Below are 20,207 nucleotides of genomic sequence, written 5' to 3' on the forward strand. Positions count from 1 at the left end.
AACATAGACTGATACAGGATAAAACCCCGTATCAGTCGAATTTAAACCCCTAAACTATTCTTATTTAACTGGTACTTTATGTTGTCCTTTATATTTTTTGCCTAAGCCAAAACTACGTCCCAAATTGAACCCAAAGTGAACGCCACCATCTGCCCAAGAATCAACGGTTTCTGCCAAAAATTGCTTGGTTATCATGCCCGTAGAATTGGTAAAATGTAGCGAAAAAACGTGTCCTCCTGTTTCAATATCAAAGCCAAACGATAACGCATCTTTGTATTTTGTTGCAATTTGGTTTGGTAAAACGTAATAATATTCTCCGACCAATGCAGTACGTTTTGTCAATTTATAACGTCCAGCCACACCCATTGAAATCACTTCGTTTGTTTCGCCGTGTACGTTGTTTCTATTTCGGTACAAGAACGTTGGCATTATTTGTAATGATAATTTATCACTGATTTTTCGAGCAATTAATGCCTGAGCCATATAGCTATATTTAGACAAATTAGTCCGTGAATCTTCCGTCGGATACCGTAACATATCTGCATAAGCTTCGCCCATAAGTGTTATTGACACAGGTGTTCCTCCTTCGGTTTTTTGTTTCAAAAGTCTCATTTTAGTAAATACATTAAGCATTTTTTGCTCAGTGCTACGTCCCAAACCTACCATCAAATTATCATTAATGCCGTACTCAAAACCCATATAAATGTACCCTTGGTCAAGTCCGTAAAGTTGATATGAACCCGAATTGATAGGTCCAAATCGGTGTGAAACTCGATATTCTAAATGATGCCCTGCCACCGTTTCGATGGATTGCCCACTGATAATTCTGGTTGCTTTGAATGTTCCTGTTACTGGCTCTGTGGTTTTGTCATCGGGCAACATACTGAGCAAATCATCTTGTGCATAAATATTTAATACACTGACTAACAGAAAGATAATTGTGATTATTTTTTTCATAATAATGGGATTGTGTAATCTATATTGTACAGACCAAAGTCTGGGTTACTTCAAACTAACTTTCAAAAACACGCAATTGCATTGTTGTCATATTAAAACTGGTCTGATACATTTTGAGTGGAGCGGGTGCGGGTGATTGCGTTACCTTACCCATAATGTCATACATTGACCCATGATTGGGACAATAAATATCGTCTGAGTCTTTTTGGTAAACTACCGTTGTACCTTGATGCGTACAAACTTTTGAGAGTGCAATAAAATTGCCCGATTTTACTCTTGCCACAATAATGTCTCCATTGTACAAAAATCCTCCACTGGTAGTAAGCTCTTTATTAGCCGCTAAGGTAAGGTCGAGGATAAAATCTATTTTTCCAGTGGACGGATTTGTAGTTGGCGGATTAATATTTGTTGCAGGTAGCGGAGTGTCTTCTTTTGTACATGAAGTCAAAGTTCCCATACAATAAACAGCCATTAATGCTCCTGAGCCAAGTCCCAAACTGCGTATAAATTCTGAACGTTTCATAATTTGTAGTGAATTAATATTTACACACACTTACGGCATAAAGATTCGCTTGGATTCAACAATTAATAGACTATACGATATATACGACAAGAATTACTTAAAACAAGAAAATTCCTGATACTCGTAAAATTTACGTGCATCAGGAATTCACTAAGTTGTTTATAGAGAGACAGTTATGTAGGCATTAAGAATTAATGAACTGGTGAACTCAATTAGAAATTAGAAAGCCGTAGGCTTGACCCATCTTGTAGCCCCGAAATGAATTTCGGGGTGAAAATGACAAAACAAACCATTAGCTAAATCTCCCATTCCTACTTTCCCCGAAATAAATTTCGAGGCTACAAAATCGCCCGAGCCTACGGCTCTTTTTAGGGCAAGTTTTAAAATGCCAAAGTAGAATTAAATTAACATTCAAATTTATTGGCAATTCAAAAAAAACATAAAAGATTGATAATAAGCACTTTACAAATAACCAATAACTAATAACTAATCACCAATAACCACATCTGCCAAAAGACCATCCATTAAAACATCAATATCATTTTGGTCATTATAAACGTGTGGGGCAATACGTATCGACTCCCCTCTTACAGATACTAATACATTTCTTTGCTTTAAGGCTGTTTGTATTTTTGTAATATCCACTCCCGAAGGCACTCGCAAACCCACTAAATGATATGCTTTGTACGGTTCTTCATCTACCCAAAATCCTTTTTCTTGCAATAATTTCAACGGTTCTGCCATCAAATTTTTACAATATGTCTGAATATTATCTACGCCCCAAGCTAAAATTTGACTCAAAGATGCTTCTAACATCGGATTCAAAATAAAATTACTTCTTTCACCCACGTTGTAGCGGTCTGCTTTGGGGCGATAATGGTCGCTGTAATTTATCAAATTTCTAAATTCTTCTGAACCAACCCGATTTATCCAATTCCGTTCAATGGGTGAACCTGTGTCAAAATATTCACCGAAATAAGCCACTCCCGACGAATATGGGCCTAAAAGCCATTTATAACCCACATTTATTAAAGCATCGGGTCTGAAAGTTTGAATATCAATGGGTAAAGCTCCAACCGACTGCGTTCCGTCTATCACAAATAAAGCTCCGTATAATCTACATTGTTGACCGATGGCTTCTAAGTCAAATAGCGTTCCGTCTGCCCAATGCGTCGGCGAAATCACGACCATACAAGTGTTGGCATTGATAGCATTAATGAGGGTTTCATTCCAAATTTTACCACGATTCACTAAAGTATTAGGCGGTAAAATTGTTTTCATTTTCAAACCTTTGTCCATACAAACGCCTTCCCATGCGTACACATCTGAAGGGAATTCTTCATGAACCATCAAAATTTCTTGTCCCGCCCGAAGATTGGGTTTGAAAGCTAAATTTCGAGCAACAATTGCCATACCGTAAGAGGTGGACGGAATCAAGGCGATTCGGTCGGGGTCAGGACAATTAATTAATTGAGCAAAAAGTTTTTTAACGGGAGCAGTCGTCTCAAAAAACGTTTCTTGTGTAATAAGATGTGGTTTTGATTTACGTAAAATACCCTCAATCCCAGCTTGTTCAACTGATTTTAAATTGGGCGACATAGTGGCACAATTGATATAATGGACGTTTTCGTCGAGACTAAACAATGATTTTTGGCAAGTGAGCATAATTTGTTGATTTCCTAAAAATGATTTTTTTCTAAAAATACGAAAAACTTTTTTGGCGACTATCTCTAATTTCTGTATAAATCATACCGCAAACTAAATACTTCATTTAAACCTTTGATTAACAGCACTTTTATTATATCATTGAATCAAAATATCAAACCTACCTAACCTCAAAATCGTGAAAAAGAGCTTGCTAATATTTTCATTTATTTGTTTCTATACGCAAGGATTTGCTCAATATCCAGAAACGTTGGATTCGCTCAAAATTTTCTTAAAAACACAGAAACAAGATACCATTTACATCTTGGCATTGAATGAATTTGCTTTTTTGACCATTCAAGAAGGAAAATTTGCCGAAGCTGAAAAATCCATCAAGCAAATTGAAGATTTATCCACAAAATATGATTTCGGAACGGGTTTTTATAAAGCCTCAAACCTCAAAGGAGTCATAGAATACACCAAACAAAACCCACAAAAAGCACTTGTTCATTTCACCAAATGCAATGAAATTATTTTGAAATATAAACTTCCTAAAAAGATATTTCAGAACTCATTGAATAATATTAGCATCATTTACCAACAATTGGGCAACCGTGAAAATGCCACAAAATATGCGATGCAATTGATTGATTTTCAAGAAAAAAATAAACTCGAACCGCTCAAAACCAGCCCTTATGACCAAATTGGGGATAATCTTAAATTTTACGGAAAATATCAAGAAGCACTAACATATTATCAAAAATCATTAGCGATTGAGACAAAATACAAAGACATCGTAAACATGGCGATTGGTGAAAACCGTGTAGCGGAGGTTTATGAGTTGATGAATAAGCCAAAGGAAACATTGGCATCGTACCAAAAAGCATTTCATTACGCAGAACAAGCCAATTATAAACTTTTGCAGGCAGAGGTTTTGATAAATTTAGGGAGACAATATCGTATCAGAAAAAACTATAAAAAAGCCGAAGAATGTCTCAAAAAAAGCGAGCGATTTTGCCGTGAATTGGAATCTGTAAAATCACTCAATGAGGTTTTTCAGGGATTGGGAACGCTATATTTTGAGCAAAAAAAGTACCCTTTGGCAGAGAAATATTTTTTAGAGGCATTGGAAGCTGTTAAAGAAATAAAAGACCCAAATTTTATCAGAAATGCCAATCAAGATTTAGCTGATTTATATGAAAACACCAAAGATTATAAGAAAGCTTTCCAATATAAAGTAGCGGCAGATATTGCTAAAGATTCACTTTTTAAAATAGAAACAGTAAAGAATACCGAAGATTTATTGCGGAAATATGAAGCTAAAGAGCAGGAACAAGAAATTGCGTTATTGAACGAAAAAAATGAAAAAGCATCCTTCCAAAATAAGAGTTTAATAGCGGGTGGATTATTGATTTTGTTGCTTGCAGGCGTTTCTGCGGTGTTTTTTGTGAATAGAAATAAACTGAAAAGATTAGAGGAATCCCAAAAATTACGTAACCGAATTGCGGCAGATTTGCACGATGAAATTGGAAGTACGCTCAGTAGCATTTTGCTAATTAGTGGTATGGCTAAAAAGACAGACAGTGCCGAAAAAAATAGTAAAATGTTCACCAAAATTCATGCTGATTCGCAACACGTAATGGAATCGGTGGATGAAATTATTTGGTCGGTCAATCCTGTCAATGATTCTTTACAAGGAATTATGCTTCGCCTACGTGAGTACGCTCAACCTTTGGCAGAATCTAAAAATATCACCTTCGATTTTAAAGCCGATGAAGCTATTGAGAAAATGATTTTACCGATGGAAATCAGGCGAAATCTGTATTTAATTGTGAAAGAAGCGATTAATAATCTGATAAAATATTCAGAAGCAAGCCAAGCAAGCGTACATTTTTTGCAAGATAAAAAACGAATAATTGTCACGGTAAAAGATAATGGAAAAGGATTTGATACCGAGATGATTACCTCAAGAAATGGCTTAAAAAATATGCAAGTTAGAGCAAAAGAGATTCAGGGAAATATCAGTATTTCGTCTTCTGAGCATGGTTCAGAAATCCGTTTGAGTTTTGAGGTTTAGTAACGCTTTCATGGCATAAATCCGTCATTTTTTCGCAAGATTTGAAACTCTACCTTTGTTTACCGATAAAATTAAATGAGATGATAAAAGTTTCTATATACGAAGACAATCCGCAATTGAGCGAAACATTAGTTTGGATTATCGATTCTTGCGAAGAGCTGGAATTGGTAGGTACGCACGCTGATGCAACTAATGTGCTAAATGATGTGGAAACCGAACAACCCCATGTCATTATGATGGATATTGAAATGCCATTCATAACGGGTATTGAAGCGGTAAGTTTACTTTCAAAAAAAGCCAAAATAATGCCCAAAGTGCTAATGTTGACGGTTTTTGAAGATACAACTCGCATTTTTGATGCCATTAAAGCGGGAGCAGTTGGCTATTTGGTCAAAAAAACTTCGAGTGAAAAAATCATTGAAAGTATCAAAGAAGTTTATCATGGTGGCGGTGCGATGAGTCCGTCCATTGCCCTAAAAGTGTTAAGTTCATTTCAAGCACCCAAAGCCAATCCTTATGATTTGACGAGTAGAGAAATTGAAGTTTTGCATCGTTTAGTGGAAGGCGACAGTTACAAATTAATTGCTTTTCATTACAATATCAGCATTAATACCGTTGAAAAACACATTATGCATATTTACCAAAAACTTCACGTAAATTCTAAAGGAGAAGCCATTACAAAGGCTATTCGGAATAAATTGGTGTAGGACAGGTTTCTAACCTGTCATTTATTTTACAGATTGACAGGTTGGAAACCTGTCCTACCTAAATATGGCATATTTCCGTCATTGACAACCCTTCATATTATTTCTAATTTTGAACACATAAATCAGTAATAATCTCATGAAAAACGCCCTACTCTCTCTTCTTCTATTTTCCTGCATTTCAAACACTTACGCTCAAATTGGCATAAATACTGATGGTTCAGCACCACATTCATCGGCTATTTTAGATGTAAAAAGTACCTCAAAAGCCTTTTATCCACCACGGATGAACACTGGTGCAAAAGAGGGAATTGTGGGTGTGCAGGCGGGGGCCTTGGTGTATGATGTAAATGCCCAAGATCTTAATTTTTTTACGGGTAGTCTTTGGTTAAATGTAGCAAAACTGAATTTGCCAATTTTACAATTCGGTACAACTGGTAGTTCTGATGGACTATTATCCTTAACTAATAACGCTTCATCAGGTTTTAGCACTGGCATAAGAGCCAATATTCAAGGTGACCAAGGTTTTGGCGTTGTTGGTAATGCTTATAAAACGAACCCAACGCTACAATCTATCGGTGTGGCAGGTTTTAATTCATCAACTAATGCCAATGGTATGGGCGTTTATGGCGAACACGCTGGAAATGGCTCAGGAGTTAGTGGAAAGGCATTTGGGGCAACGGGTGTAGGTGTAAAAGGGGTATCCAATACTGGACAAGGTGGCTATTTTAGCTCAGTATCTGGTGCGGGACTTTTAGCCGAACTTACCGATACCGCCCCTGCTAATAGTTCCCCCGAAAAATATGCTTTAGGAGGTATAAATCAATCTCTAAATACAAATGGATTTGGCATTTATGGAGCACATAAAGGAGGAGGTGATGGTGTATTTGGTAGTGCAGTTAGTGGTAGTGGGGTAAGTGGTATTGGCAAATATGGAGTTACGGGCTATACCAATGATGCAACGGGTGCGGGTGTTTATGGCACTACTTCTTATACATCAAATAGCGTTGCTGTAAAAGGCAAATCTGATGCACTTGGAGGTGTTGGTGTATTTGGCGATGGACTCAGTATAGGTGTGCGTGGCAAAGGAGGTACTTTTGGGGTATTAGGAGAGGGAGGGGGTAATCCAGGCGTAAAAGGCACTTCCAGTGAAACGGCAATATTAGGTGAATCTACGGGTAACAGTGGCTCTGCGGGTTATTTACCGATTGGAGTTAGAGGCGAAGCACTTGGGGATTATGGAAAAGGGGTTTTCGGGAATGGAAAAAGTGTAGGAGTTGAAGGTATTTCTTATGATTCAGATGGTGTGATAGGCAGAGCCAAAGAAGTAAATTCAACTCACTATAATGCAGGTGTTTATGGTGTTAATGATAATAATTATAGTAGTGGATATGGGGTATTTGGAGAACATAAAGGCTCAGGTAGTGGTGTATTGGGATATGTTAATAGCAATGGCATAGGAGTGCGTGGCATTATAAGCCTTGGTGGTAGTGCTGGGCATTTTTCGGTAGATGAAAACTGCTCAAACTGCTATGGTTATGCACTTACAACAGGCATTGGCAATGTTGGTATCGGTACAAATACACCCGTTGCCAAAATGGATATAATGGGTAGTGCCTATTTAAGTCATTTTTATTATGGTACAAATGAAAACACCTATATAAGAGGTGGCAAAGCAGGTTCACACGTGCTGATAAATGATATAGCTGGGCAGGGTAATGTAGGCATTGGCGTGACGAATCCTGCGTATATTTTGGATGTAAAAGACAGAATCCGCTTACGTGCCAATGGTTCAAATACCGCTGGTATATACCTAAATAATGCTACAAACACTACTTGGACGGCTTTTGCGGGCATGAAAACGGATACTGAAGTTGGCTTATTTATTGGAGGTTCTTGGCGGTTTTGGGTTGATAATGCTGGCAGCGGTTTTTTGAACGGCAACCTAATCCAAACCTCTGATAAACGTTTGAAACAAGACTTTTCAGTATTAACCAATTCATTGTCAGATATTTATCAATTACATGGCTATCATTTCAAATGGATAGAAGCATCCAGAAGTCAAGATTTACAGACGGGATTAATTGCTCAAGAAGTTCAAAAAATATTTCCAGAATTAGTACAAACGGATGAAAAAGGTTTTTTGTCAGTCAATTATATTGGCTTAATTCCACACTTGATTGAGGCTGTGAAGGAGTTGAGAAATGAGAATAAAAATTTGAAAACTAATAATCAAAAGTTAGAAAATCGCCTTGAAAAAATAGAAGCTATTCTTTCCACTTCAAATCCTTCAACGGGTAAATAAAAAACATGAAAAAGAACACATTTTTAATTATCTGCTTAATGCTATTGACAATTTTCAGTTGTAATAGCAAAACAGAAAAAAGCACTAATACTTCTGAAATAATAGAAGAAGTTAGTCAAGATGAATTTTACTTTACTTTTACCATTGATGGTAAAGAAATCAGCATCAAGCCAGATGATGTTTCAACGTCTTATAATACGGCATTACCCAAAGTAACGTTCAAGATTTTGGCAGGAAATTATGGAGAAATTAGTGTGGTTTTGACCACTACTGCCGATATGACCAAGCCTTCTTCAACGCCTTCAGGTTCTACTAATTATGACGAACAAATCACGCAGGGAAGTGTTTCATTGCAGAATTATCCTGAAAAAAATTATGTTTTCAATAGTTTTGACAAGGGTTCGGCTTCAACATCAGTACCCGTTCCAAATGCTTTTGTCATCACAAAAACCGAAAAAGTTTCAGATGGTAGAATCATCACAGGAACATTTAATGTGAAAGTTTTTGGAGGAGATAACAAGAAAAATGACCCCAATATTAAAGATAGAATGGTGGTTGGAAAATTTAGGATAAAGCATACTTTCTCGGACACCAAATTTTAAATTTGTCAAATCATACCCATAGAAATCGCCACTTGTAAAAGTGCTGTAATATCTTTCATACCTGTACGGGCGAGCATATTTCGCCTGTGGGTATGCACAGTGGCTAAACTCAAAAAGAGCGTTTCTGCAATTTCGTTAGAATCTTGTCCTTCTTGAATTAATCTCAAAATATCCTTTTCACGGTCAGAAAGAATGTCTCCTTCATACGTTTTTTTGGTTGCAGAATCGTAATATTTAACTTTTGAAAAATTTTCTCCGTAAGTATATCTCATCCACCAAAACTCATCTTTCATTAAATGCGTAATGTTTTGAATGGTATTGACCACATGAATCGGGTTACGATTTTTGTCTTCGTCTAAATGAGTAGTTTGGATAAAAGTACGAATGACTTTCCCCCTTTTAGTTCGCATTTTTGCCCCGACAAAAGCAATTCTTTGATTTACTTTATCTTCAAATGACGTTTCTTTCAAACATTTCAGATACCATCGCCCTGCCGTAATTGGAAAAAGGGCATGGTCAAAAGTCATCATTTGGACATACACCAAAACCCCTAAAGTAGGATTATCTTCAGCAGTATATCCAAACATTTCTTTTACATTACTACTAATATAGAGTTTCTTGTAAGATTTCAGCCCTATGATAGCAATAACAGTATGGGAGTTTTTAGAGAGTAAATCCAACGATTCTTTGTTGTACAAACTTTCCTCTGACTGCTCAGAATTCTCTTTTGCAAACTCCGTCCAAACGGCTTTTGCTTGCGTAAGAAGATTATCAAATTGATTGCTCATACCTAATTGTAGAATAATAAATATTTATAACTCAATGTCATTTTCGACCTACATACCAATTTTCCAAAATCCTGAATTTCAATACTTTATAAAACAATCAAGAAAAATATTCAAAATACCTAAATTAGGTATTGCAATAAACTTGTCTGGATACGACCTTTGTTAAGGAAATATTTAACAATTGTTAATATTCTCACCAAGTTAACCATTTATTAGAAAATTTCGTATTAAAATATAAAGCCGCTACTTTATTTTTAAGAACAAAAGCCTTTCGTTGTTTATACACGAAAGGTTTTGTTTTTTATAAAATGTTCAAATTATCATTTCCCGATTAATAATAGCCTATTTCGAGACCTATTGCCCGATAATTAAGCCTTCTCCCCTACTTTTATTTCACCTTTTTATGATTAATCATTGTTGTTTCTTTGAAGTCAATTTACAGCAAAAATCACACCATAGTTTATCTTAAATTCTAAATCTAACTAATATACCTCAATACTCAATTCTATGTAATAATCAATTGCAAATCAGCCTTCTGTGTAATAGAATTTACTGAAAATGTGTAAATTGCCCTTCCTTAATTTCATCAAAATTCTCATGGACAAATTTATCCGAAACAACTTTTTAGCGATTTGTATCACTTTGGCAGTCATTTTTGCCTTTGCCAAGAAAGCAACAATTTTTCAACAAGATGCTCCCAAAACCATTCAACCCATTATTAAAAATACCAATCAAGAAATAGATGCTACGTTTAATAGTTATTGGAAAAAACAAGGTGTGGAAATGTCTCAGTTTGTGCTAAAACAAGACTCTGTAAAAATTGGAGAAGTTACGCTTTCTTTTACCTTACAAGATTTTGAGCAACACGAACCCAAAGAGCATATTCAGATGCTTTCGAGTGTGTTTAATCAGAAGAATATAGATTATAAATATTCCGTGACGACTTCAACGCTTATGCCTTTAAACATTTTGCTTCGTCCTCATGCTTTGGAAGTTTCAAGTTCGGTACAGGCAATTCATGGAACGGAATTCATGAAACTAAAAATGGCTCCAAAATCTTACGCAGTAATCATTGATGGCAATTTAATCAAAAAAGAAGAACATTTAGCATTGAGCAAAACCCATAATGAAGATGAAATTTGGGCAAAAATTAGACAAAATCCAGAAACGTTACCACAAGGAGAATTTGACATTATTCCAAGTTTGACTTATTGGAATACAGTCCATAAAACACCAGAAGTTCAGTCAGCAAAGGCAGAACTAAAAAACTATGAGGGGAAAGAATTTATAGGTAAAAAACTGAAAACATACAGTCTCAATTGTCCAGATTTAAAGAGAAATTTAACTATCGTTTTTGAAGGAGATTTCCCTTTTCAAATTGTAGGTTGGCAGGAAGAAAATGAAGGAAAAGTGGTGATTGGGAGAAGTAAATAAGTTTTGCCACGAAGGCACAAAGACACTAATTTTTTATAGAAGAAAATAGGTTTTACCACGAAGGCACGATAACTCAAAGAAAAAACTTCGAGTCTTTGTGTCTTCGTGGCAAAAACTATATCTTAATTCCCATTATTCCATCTGGAGAATCATAAAATATCATGTGACCTGTTTTCTTTGAAACCTCCGCCCATGTCAAATTTTCAAAAGTCATTCCCACTACGCCACAAGTTGGCATTGAGCCAATTTCTTCATGGGTAAGGTATTCGGCAAAATAACTAATACTTGGATTATGCCCCACAATCATCACAGAATCAACCTCTTCCGAAAGCCCATTCACAACATCTAAATAATGCTTCGGAGAACTTTCATAAAGGGCAGGTTCAACTCTAACCACCTTATTATCAACCCCTAATTGCTCACAGAAAACCTGTGATGTCATTTGGGTACGCTCGGCGTTAGAAGTTACAATGAGGTCAATTCCTTGCATTTTCGACGCAAGATGTCTGCCCATTCTTGCCGCATCAATCATTCCGTTGGATACAAGCGGACGAACAAGGTCAGGACTAACCGATTGGGAAGCCTCTGCGTGGCGGACTAAATACAGTGTTTTTGTCATTGGTATTATTTATAAATGATTAATGTTTATAGTGATTAGATATTTCTCGAAGGCTTACTTCACTACTGTCCCCAATTCTTTAGAAATTTGTTTTTCAATCTCTTTGGCTTCCATGAACATTTCTAATAAGCGAGTTTGTTCATTGATGTCTTTTGTTTGAGAAATCTGCTTCATCAACCCTTTCATTTGCTGTTCGTTATAGGCTTTTTTCAAACGAAGAATATTCTGAAATGCTAAATCTGCCAATTTATCCTCTTCCGTTGGCACATGAATATCGTGTTTTACCCATGCTTCCGAGATGCTATAACGTTCTGTCGAAAGATTGATTGCTTCCATTTGGATATTGGCAAGTCTATGTCCAATAAAATGTTGAGCATTCAAGATATTTCCCTGCAAAAATTGTTCCCGAAATATCGTAAGGATTTCTTGATAAATGGGCGTTTCAAAATTCATTCCATCAATTTCTGATAAAATATATTGCATTAACGTAACCCCTGGAGCCACACCTGGGTCAACCTCTTTCGTGCCGTGATTTATCAACAATCTAATACATTCCAACTCTTGAATTCCCATGCCAGAAACCACCGTTCTTGGTGCTTCAGGTGATTCAATTACGGGTGTATTTACAGGCTGAGTAGGAACAAAATCAACTGGAAAACCCGAAAATTCTTCTTCTTCCGAAAAACTCATCATGCCGTCCAAATCAAATGAGGATGGCGGAGGCGTTGGTTTACTGACTGTTACGCCTTTTGGTAAATCATTCTGTAAACGTTGGCGATTTTGTTCTCTTTCTCGGTCTTTATCTTTCTGTTTTGCTCGTTCAATCGAAACTTTGTTACTTTCCGAAATCAGTAATTGTTCATCAATCTGCATCAAATTGGCAGTTTTCTGAAAAAATACGGAACGTTTTATCGAATCAGGAATTTTGGAAATACTGCCCACCATATCCTTAATCAACTCAGCACGTTTGAAGGGGTCATTCCCTGCTTCTTTCAAGGAAAGCTCGGCTTTGAAGGTAATAAAATCGGAAGCATGGTCTTCAATATGCTTGACAAATGCGTCTGAACCAATTTTCTGAACATAACTATCAGGGTCTTCTCCTTCTGGAAAAACGACTAATTTTACATTCAGTCCTTCTTCCAAAATCATGTCCATTCCTCTTAAAGACGCTTTTATCCCCGCTGAGTCACCGTCGTACAAAACGGTAATATTTTGCGTAAAGCGACCAATCAAGCGAATTTGCTCCGTAGTCAACGACGTTCCCGACGATGCCACCACGTTTTCAATACCTGCTTGATGCAAAGAAATTACGTCGGTATAACCTTCCACCAAATAACAAACGTCTTTGGTTCTGATAGCATTTTTGGCTTGAAAAATACCGTAAAGAACATTCGACTTATGATAAACTTCGGTTTCGGGCGAGTTGAGATATTTGGCTTGCGATTTATCTGCTTTCAGAATCCTTGCCCCAAAAGCAATCACTTTTCCCGCAACGTTATGAATCGGAAAAGTTACCCGATTTCTAAAACGGTCGAAGGATTTTTGAGCATTTGGATTGGTAGTTTGTTCATTTTCTTTCAAAATTGTTAAACCTGCTTTTGCCAAAATATCTAAGCTATACCCATTTTTGAGAGCTTCTTTCGTAAATGCGTCCCAACCTTCAAGGCTATAACCCAATTCAAAAGTATTAATGGTTTTATCCGAAAAACCTCTTTCTTTAAAATACGGATAACCGATAGATTGTCCTTCTTCATGTTTGAAAAGATTATCTTGGAAGTAATTTTTGGCGTAATTTAAGACAATCAAAAGGCTTTCTCGTTCATTTTGAGCCAATTGTTGCTCGTCCGTCAAAACCGTTTCTTGAATTTCGATACCGTATTTTTTGGCTAAATGTCGCAGAGCCTCACCGTATCCCAATCCTTCAATATCCATAATAAAACGGATAGAATCACCTGCTTTGCCACAGCCAAAACACTTATAAATACCCTTTGCGGGCGATACCGAAAACGATGGAGATTTCTCTCCGTGAAAAGGACAACACGCCCAAAGGTTCGCTCCTTTTTTCTTCAAAGAGACATAATCGCCAATCACATCGGCGATGTCAGCACTTTGTCGGATACGTTCTATGGTTTGTTCGTCTATTCGCATGGGGTTTGATTATTTGTTCAAAATTACGTTTTTTTTGTGAAGATTTATTGTGTTTGCCACGAAGACACTAAGGCTCTAAGATTTATATTAGACTTTGCCACAAAGACACGAAGACACAAATTTTGCATTCTATTTTCAAAAACTTAGAGCCTTCGTGGCAGAATTTATTGGGGTTTAGCCACGAAGACACAAATATTTTCAAAAACTTTGAGCCTTCGTGCCTTTGTGGCTACAAATATTTTCAAAAACTTTGAGCCTTAGTGCCTTCGTGGCTACAATTAGTTAAAACCTTCTCAACAAAAAACAACTCATTAAATATCCTTTTAGGAAAGAGTTAACGTAAATTTGTTTTTAGAAATTCACTTACCTTATCATTATGTCAAAAGAAAAATCAAGCGACCACGGTACGGGTCACATCATTCAAAGTTTAATTGTTAATGTTTTAATCGCATCCTCAAAAGGTTTTGCGGCATTTATGACAGGTTCGGGTTCTATGCTTGCCGAAACAATTCACTCATTCGCCGACTGTGCCAATCAAGGACTTTTATTAATGGGCGTAAAACAAGCCCAACGCCCAGCCGACCAAAAACACCCTTTAGGATATGGACGTTCAGTTTATTTTTGGTCTTTCATGGTGGCAATGTTGTTATTTTCTATCGGTGGAATGTTCTCAATTTATGAAGGTGTACATAAATTTAACAATCCAGAACCCGTAGAAAATATCGCTTGGGGCGTTGGTATTTTATTATTTTCATTGGCATTAGAAGGTTATGCAACGTATTCAAACGTTGTCGAATTGAATCAGCGAAGAGGTACAACGGGTTTTGTAAAATATATCAGAAGCACCAAAGACAGTGATTTAATTGTGATTTTTGGCGAAAACTCTGCGGCAGTTTTTGGCTTAATACTTGCCATTACGGCACTGCTTACTTCGTATTACACAGGCGATGGACGCTATGATGCTTTAGGTTCATTGGCGATTGGCTTTGTCTTGATTGCAGTGGCTATTTTCCTTTCAGTAGAAGTAAAATCTCTTTTAATTGGCGAAAGTGCTGATGATGAAATTAATAATTTAGTAGAAAATGAAACCCAACAAAGCCCTGAGATTTTAGAATTAATTAACTGTATCACCATTCAACAAGGGCCAGGAGAAGTTTTAATGTGTATCAAAATTAAATGCAAACCCGATTTGTCAGCTCTGCAAATTAGCAAAATGATTAATAAATTGGAAAGCAATATTAGAAGTAAAGCCCCAGAAGTAAAATGGATTTATATCGAACCAGATTTACAAGAATGGAAGTAATTTTATTTAGTGATTTGTGAATGAGTGATTGTGTGAATTGGCAAGTCCTTATCTTAAATCACTAATTCACTCAATCTCAATTCACAAAATTTAATCATGAAAACACGAATATTTTGGATTGAAGAAAACCTCGGCATCATGTCCAGACCTTTGGGTGGCGACGACCTTCAAGAAGAAATTATTCATTGGAAAAAGTTAGGGATTAACACCATTGTAAGTTTTTTGACGGATGAAGAAAACGAAGAATTGGATTTAGAATATGAACGAATGGATTGCCGAAGAGAAGGCTTTGAATTCATCAAATTCCCGATTGAAGATGGTGATATTCCAGACAGTTATTTAAAAACGAAAGAATTAGTCATTTCTCTGGCTGTAAAAATGAGAGAAAATCAAAAAATCTTACTTCATTCAAGGGGAGGAATCGGACGAACTTCCATGATTGCAGCGAGTATTTTAGCCAAAAATGGATTACGAATAAAAGATGCTTTTGAATTCATCACGAAAATCAGAGGTATCAAAGTTCCTGATTCTGATGCTCAAAAAAACTGGGTAGAAGAGTTTGTTTTGAAAATAAAATAAAATAAAATTCCCCTTGATGTAATTTCAACTATCATCAGGGGGAATTTACTTTTTAGAACCAGAAGAAATTATTTCTAACAACCTCCTATCTAAATTTACACCAAAGTAGCAGTCAAAGTAATTTCGGTATTCAATAATTGAGAAATCGGGCAATTCGCTTTTGCATCTAAAGCCGCCGCTTGAAATTGCTCTTCCGTGATATTTGGAATTGAAGCCTGTAAATCTAAATGGATATTCGTGATTTTTCCATCTTCAAAAAGCACTTTTGCATTCGTGTCAATATTATCTGCCGTAAAACCAGCTTCATTCAAAACAAAGCTAAATTTCATTGAAAAACAACCTGCGTGAGCCGCTCCGATTAATTCTTCTGGATTTGTACCAACACCGTCAGCAAAACGAGTTTTAAATGATAATTGAGCTTTATCTAAAGTTGTGCTTTGTGTAGAAACAGTTCCTACGCCTTCCATTCCTGTTCCTTTCCAATTTGCCGATGCTTGTCTTGTAAATTTCATGTTCTTTGTGTTTTTGAGTTTTATTTTGTTTGATTATGATACAAATTTCGGCATCAAATATTACCAAAACTTTAACCCAAGTTAAAATCGTTTGAATTGATAAAAATAATTTAATATTTCTCTTAACCCTCCTAAGGATTAAAACTCCCCTTCCCTGATAACCTTTTCCTAATTCTACTCAAAGAAGGCCCTTGAATACCTAAATACGAAGAAATATGATATAAAGGAATAGCATTCATAATATCTGGATGTTGCGAAACTAAATCTATATATCGTTGTTCTGCCGTTTGAAAAAGTAAACTTTCAGTTCTATTCAAAGCAACATTTGAGGCTTGCTCGGCAATCAAACGTCCAAATCGTTCCCATTCGTGCGACTGCCGATAAAGTCCCAACAAATAGTCGATATGAATATAAATCACCTTTGAAGTTACCATTGCTTGCGTATAAAAATGACAAGGCACTTGATTGATAAAACTGGCATACGAAACCACAATTTGATTATGAGTATAGAAAAAAACATTCTTTTCATCACCTGATTTTTCATCTAAATAATATGTCCTAAAAACACCGTCCACCACAAAACCCAAGTATTTACACACTTGTTGAAAATCATTATAGAGTTCTCCTTTTTTGTATTCTCTAACTTGCCAATGTTGCTCCGACAAATCAAATGCGTCATCGCTCATTCCTGCAAATGATTTTAGGGAATTTCTTAGTAAATTTATTTCCGTCATCGTTTGTTATTTTGTACGACAGCTTTCTAAACTGTCAATAAACCTGTGGTACTTTAAAAAACAAGTTAAAAACCTGTGGTACATTAAAGGTAAAGCAAACAATCTTTTGAACAAGTTTCATGTTTAAATTATATACAAAAAAAATATCTTGAAAATGCAAAAATCAAATCAGTACCAAATAATCCTTTTTGATGGAGTTTGTAATTTTTGCAACGCTTCCATTAATTTCATCATCGACCACGACCCCGAAAAGCACTTTAAATTTGCTCCATTACAATCTGATTTTGGGCAAAAAATTTTAGGTCAATTCAATAAAAATACCGAAGATTTTGATTCAGTAATTCTTCTTAAGAATAATCAATTATATCAGAAATCAGAAGCCGCTTTAGAAATTACCAAACACCTTTCTGGATTTTGGAAATACCTTACAATTTTCAGAATTCTTCCTACTTTCGTTCTCAATTTTTTCTACGACATTATTGCTACAAATCGCTACCTAATATTCGGCAAATCAGATTCTTGTCGAATGCCCACACCCGACCTAAAAGAAAGATTTTTAGTAGAGAATAGTTAATAGCAGGGCAGAATAGTTAATTTTGTCATCAAGAAAATGAGATAATGCGAGCTTATGGGAAGTTGTATTCGCTTTTCGCAAATCGCTTTTCGCTCACTATATCCACACAATCACTCAATTACTCATTGAATATGAAAGCATACGTTTTCCCTGGTCAGGGTTCTCAATTTAAAGGTATGGGCAAAGACCTGTACGACAATTCAGCATCTGCAAAAGCTCTTTTTGAGCAAGCCAACGATATTTTAGGCTTCCGCATTACCGACATCATGTTTGAAGGTACCGACGAAGAACTCAAACAAACGAAAGTTACGCAACCTGCCATTTTCTTACATTCAGTTATTTTAGCGAAAGAAACTGCGGATTTTAACCCTGAAATGGTTGCGGGACACTCATTAGGCGAATTTTCAGCTTTGGTTTCAGCAGGTGCATTAAGTTTTGAAGATGGTTTACGTTTAGTTTCTGCTCGTGCTTTGGCAATGCAAAAGGCTTGCGAAGCGAATCCTTCAACAATGGCAGCGGTACTAAATTTAGCCGATAAGGTTATCGAAGAGATTTGCGCTTCAGTAACCGACGAAGTGGTCGTAGCAGCCAATTATAACTGCCCAGGACAAGTCGTAATCTCGGGTTCAAATGAAGGCGTTGCTCAAGCAGGTGAAAAATTGAAAGCAGCAGGAGCAAAAAGAGTATTGCCATTGCCAGTTGGCGGAGCATTCCACTCTCCTTTAATGCAACCCGCTCGTGAAGAATTAGCCGCAGCTATCGAAGCAACAACATTTGCAAGTCCATCTTGTCCAATTTACCAGAATGTAAATGCTCAACCTTCAACTGACGTGGAGACAATCAAAGCTAATTTGATTGCTCAATTAACGGGGGCAGTTCGTTGGACACAATCAGTACAAAATATGATTGCCGACGGTGCAACGACCTTTGTTGAATGTGGTCCAGGTAAAGTTTTACAGGGTTTAGTTAAAAAAATCAATGCTGAAGTAGAAACAGCAGGCGTTTAAATTTAAGAATGATATTCTGAGAAAGGGCTAAAAGGCATAAATGTTATGTTTTTTAGCCCTTTTTCTATTTTTCCTAATTTCAAACATTTCCAACCTATTTTTTTATCAATTTTAAATCCCACAATTTCAACAACTTAGCAAATATTATTATTTTTTTTCATTTTTTTTCTTGAATAGACTTGACACATAACGATTAAAAGCGTAATTTTGCATCACTTTTCAGAAGGACATTAAGTCAAAAAGAAAATAGATTGACCGATGGTGTAATGGTAACACAACGGTTTTTGGTACCGTTATTCATGGTTCGAATCCATGTCGGTTAACAATTTCCAAATTAAACGAATGAAAACCCCTCATACTACAAATTTGAGGGGTTTTTTATTGTGTTTTTCACTTTCAAATTATTCTACTTTCAAAATACTTTCAAGAAAATGAGCCTAATAACACAAGTGATTTGCCGTCAGAATAAGGATTATATTAAAAAAAATGGTCGGTCAGCCTTATACCTTTTAGTTCGGGTAAATGATGACTGGGATAAGTTTGCACTGAATTTGGATTGGCAGGCTGGCAAGTTTGATGATGCGACTGGATCTGTTCTTCCAAGACAGAAGAGTGATATTGATGTGAATGATTATAACTTAATCATCAGGACTGAAGTAGCAAGGGTAAATGAAATCTTTAAAAGATATCGTTTATCTGGACAGGATCTTACCATTGAGCTTTTGAATACTGAGTATTATGAACCTAACAAGGCAAAGGATTTCCTGGAGTATATGAGTTCTAAGATTAAGTCAAGGTTGAAAAATAAGGAAATATCTCAAGGTTCTCATAAAGTACATTTTACTGTGTATAGACAGTTACTTAAGTTCAGAACTAAGATTTCTTATCAGGACCTTACGGTTAAATTCGTTGAACAATTCCAGACTTTCCTTAGAAAACAGTTAGCTCAAAATACTTGTGCATCTTACCTCAGAACTCTCAAGAGTTACATCACCTTAGCAAAAAATGATTTCAGTTTGGCTATTGATAACCCTTTCGGTAAAGCAAAGGTTGACCTGAGCGATTCGGACACGGCTTGTGAGCATTTGTTGAAAGATGAATTAAAACTACTCTTCAGGTATTATGATTCTTTGGATGAGGGAACAATGAACAAAGTTATCTTGAGCCGTTTTTTTGTGGGCTGTTACACAGGTTTGAGAATTTCGGATATTACAAGGATTGATGAGAAAATGTTGGAGTCTGCAAAAACACAAAATCAGTTGGTTTTATTTCCGCAAAAGACTGCACGTTATAAAAAAATATTGTACGTAAATCTTCATGAAAAGGCTTTGTTCTTTATAGAGGAAATGTTTAGCAATTTGAAAGATTATCAAGCTATTCAGCCAAAACATAGAGCTACAGTTAAGGTTACAGAACAGGTTGCAAACAGGAAATTAAAAGAGATATCGGAAGAGCTGGAGTTAAATAAAAAGCTTACGTATCATGTGAGCCGTCACACTTTTGCCACAAATTATCTTAGAGCTGGCGGAAGAGTTGAACATTTACAAGATGCTTTGGGACATTCAAGTATCAGTATTACAATGCGTTATGTTCATATTGTTAATGCTGAGAAAGCAGATGCAATGAATAAATTAGCAGATTTTTATAATAGCTAAAAAATGAGTGGTAGCAATTTCGATTCCTACCACTCCTACAAT

Annotated in this window: 18 protein-coding genes and 1 tRNA gene; 11 read left to right on the plus strand and 8 right to left on the minus strand. The window is 36.1% G+C overall.

Annotation, left to right across the window (positions count from 1 at the left end; all coding sequences use genetic code 11):
* Positions 1–60 precede the first annotated feature (60 nt).
* The 3 genes from VB796_RS08505 to VB796_RS08515 all read right to left on the minus strand — a co-directional run bounded on the left by VB796_RS08505 (position 61) and on the right by VB796_RS08515 (position 3,145).
* A complete protein-coding gene (locus VB796_RS08505) occupies positions 61–957 on the minus strand; it encodes a DUF5777 family beta-barrel protein (protein ID WP_323346100.1) in 897 nt (298 codons plus the stop codon).
* 55 nt (positions 958–1,012) lie between these two features.
* The gene (locus tag VB796_RS08510) at positions 1,013–1,480 is read right to left on the minus strand and encodes a ubiquinol-cytochrome c reductase iron-sulfur subunit (RefSeq protein WP_323346101.1); all 468 of its coding nucleotides are present in this window, start codon (positions 1,478–1,480) and stop codon (positions 1,013–1,015) included.
* Between the two features lie 486 nt (positions 1,481–1,966).
* A complete protein-coding gene (locus VB796_RS08515) occupies positions 1,967–3,145 on the minus strand; it encodes an aminotransferase class V-fold PLP-dependent enzyme (protein ID WP_323346102.1) in 1,179 nt (392 codons plus the stop codon).
* Positions 3,146–3,323: 178 nt separating this feature from the next.
* Between VB796_RS08515 and VB796_RS08520 the strand changes: the two genes are divergently transcribed.
* The 4 genes from VB796_RS08520 to VB796_RS08535 all read left to right on the plus strand — a co-directional run bounded on the left by VB796_RS08520 (position 3,324) and on the right by VB796_RS08535 (position 8,812).
* Entirely contained in the window at positions 3,324–5,201 is a 1,878-nt protein-coding gene (locus tag VB796_RS08520) for an ATP-binding protein (RefSeq protein ID WP_323346103.1), read from the plus strand.
* Between the two features lie 80 nt (positions 5,202–5,281).
* A complete protein-coding gene (locus VB796_RS08525; RefSeq protein ID WP_323346104.1) occupies positions 5,282–5,908 on the plus strand; it encodes a response regulator transcription factor in 627 nt (208 codons plus the stop codon).
* A gap of 136 nt (positions 5,909–6,044) precedes the next feature.
* Positions 6,045–8,210, plus strand: a complete 2,166-nt coding sequence (locus VB796_RS08530; protein ID WP_323346105.1) for a tail fiber domain-containing protein — start codon at positions 6,045–6,047, stop codon at positions 8,208–8,210.
* 5 nt (positions 8,211–8,215) lie between these two features.
* A complete protein-coding gene (locus tag VB796_RS08535) occupies positions 8,216–8,812 on the plus strand; it encodes a hypothetical protein (protein ID WP_323346106.1) in 597 nt (198 codons plus the stop codon).
* A gap of 5 nt (positions 8,813–8,817) precedes the next feature.
* Here VB796_RS08535 and VB796_RS08540 read toward each other — a convergent pair whose 3' ends face one another.
* Positions 8,818–9,600 carry a LuxR C-terminal-related transcriptional regulator gene (locus VB796_RS08540; protein WP_323346107.1) on the minus strand — a complete coding sequence of 261 codons (783 nt, stop codon included), beginning with the start codon at positions 9,598–9,600 and terminating at the stop codon, positions 8,818–8,820.
* A gap of 597 nt (positions 9,601–10,197) precedes the next feature.
* Here VB796_RS08540 and VB796_RS08545 point away from each other — a divergent pair.
* A complete protein-coding gene (locus tag VB796_RS08545; protein WP_323346108.1) occupies positions 10,198–11,034 on the plus strand; it encodes a hypothetical protein in 837 nt (278 codons plus the stop codon).
* A gap of 115 nt (positions 11,035–11,149) precedes the next feature.
* Here VB796_RS08545 and VB796_RS08550 read toward each other — a convergent pair whose 3' ends face one another.
* Both VB796_RS08550 and dnaG read right to left on the minus strand, forming a co-directional pair.
* Positions 11,150–11,653, minus strand: a complete 504-nt coding sequence (locus VB796_RS08550; RefSeq protein ID WP_323346109.1) for a SixA phosphatase family protein — start codon at positions 11,651–11,653, stop codon at positions 11,150–11,152.
* 54 nt (positions 11,654–11,707) lie between these two features.
* Complete coding sequence (gene dnaG / locus VB796_RS08555; RefSeq protein WP_323346110.1) at positions 11,708–13,801, minus strand: DNA primase; 2,094 nt, start codon at positions 13,799–13,801, stop codon at positions 11,708–11,710.
* Positions 13,802–14,177: 376 nt separating this feature from the next.
* On the opposite strand from dnaG, the gene VB796_RS08560 reads away from it, so the two are divergent.
* Together VB796_RS08560 and VB796_RS08565 are read left to right on the plus strand one after the other, a co-directional pair.
* Positions 14,178–15,104, plus strand: a complete 927-nt coding sequence (locus tag VB796_RS08560) for a cation diffusion facilitator family transporter (protein ID WP_323346111.1) — start codon at positions 14,178–14,180, stop codon at positions 15,102–15,104.
* Positions 15,105–15,200: 96 nt separating this feature from the next.
* Positions 15,201–15,683 carry a hypothetical protein gene (locus VB796_RS08565; RefSeq protein WP_323346112.1) on the plus strand — a complete coding sequence of 161 codons (483 nt, stop codon included), beginning with the start codon at positions 15,201–15,203 and terminating at the stop codon, positions 15,681–15,683.
* 95 nt (positions 15,684–15,778) lie between these two features.
* Here VB796_RS08565 and VB796_RS08570 read toward each other — a convergent pair whose 3' ends face one another.
* The gene (locus tag VB796_RS08570; protein WP_323346113.1) at positions 15,779–16,195 is read right to left on the minus strand and encodes an OsmC family protein; all 417 of its coding nucleotides are present in this window, start codon (positions 16,193–16,195) and stop codon (positions 15,779–15,781) included.
* A 131-nt stretch (positions 16,196–16,326) separates the two neighbouring features.
* Positions 16,327–16,929, minus strand: coding sequence for a Crp/Fnr family transcriptional regulator (locus tag VB796_RS08575; RefSeq protein ID WP_323346114.1), 603 nt, complete (start codon positions 16,927–16,929; stop codon positions 16,327–16,329).
* 154 nt (positions 16,930–17,083) lie between these two features.
* Here VB796_RS08575 and VB796_RS08580 point away from each other — a divergent pair, with 154 nt between their 5' ends.
* From VB796_RS08580 to VB796_RS08595, 4 genes are all read left to right on the plus strand, one after another.
* Positions 17,084–17,503, plus strand: coding sequence for a thiol-disulfide oxidoreductase DCC family protein (locus VB796_RS08580; protein ID WP_323346115.1), 420 nt, complete (start codon positions 17,084–17,086; stop codon positions 17,501–17,503).
* A gap of 131 nt (positions 17,504–17,634) precedes the next feature.
* The gene (gene fabD, locus VB796_RS08585) at positions 17,635–18,510 is read left to right on the plus strand and encodes an ACP S-malonyltransferase (RefSeq protein ID WP_323346116.1); all 876 of its coding nucleotides are present in this window, start codon (positions 17,635–17,637) and stop codon (positions 18,508–18,510) included.
* Between the two features lie 252 nt (positions 18,511–18,762).
* Positions 18,763–18,833: transfer RNA gene (locus tag VB796_RS08590), tRNA-Gln, on the plus strand.
* Between the two features lie 108 nt (positions 18,834–18,941).
* Positions 18,942–20,165: a site-specific integrase gene (locus VB796_RS08595; protein WP_323346117.1), complete on the plus strand. Its 1,224-nt coding sequence runs from the start codon at positions 18,942–18,944 to the stop codon at positions 20,163–20,165.
* Positions 20,166–20,207: the final 42 nt, after the last annotated feature.

The sequence above is a fragment of the Arcicella sp. LKC2W genome (assembly GCF_034931005.1).
In the GTDB taxonomy this organism is placed as follows: Bacteria; Bacteroidota; Bacteroidia; order Cytophagales; family Spirosomataceae; genus Arcicella.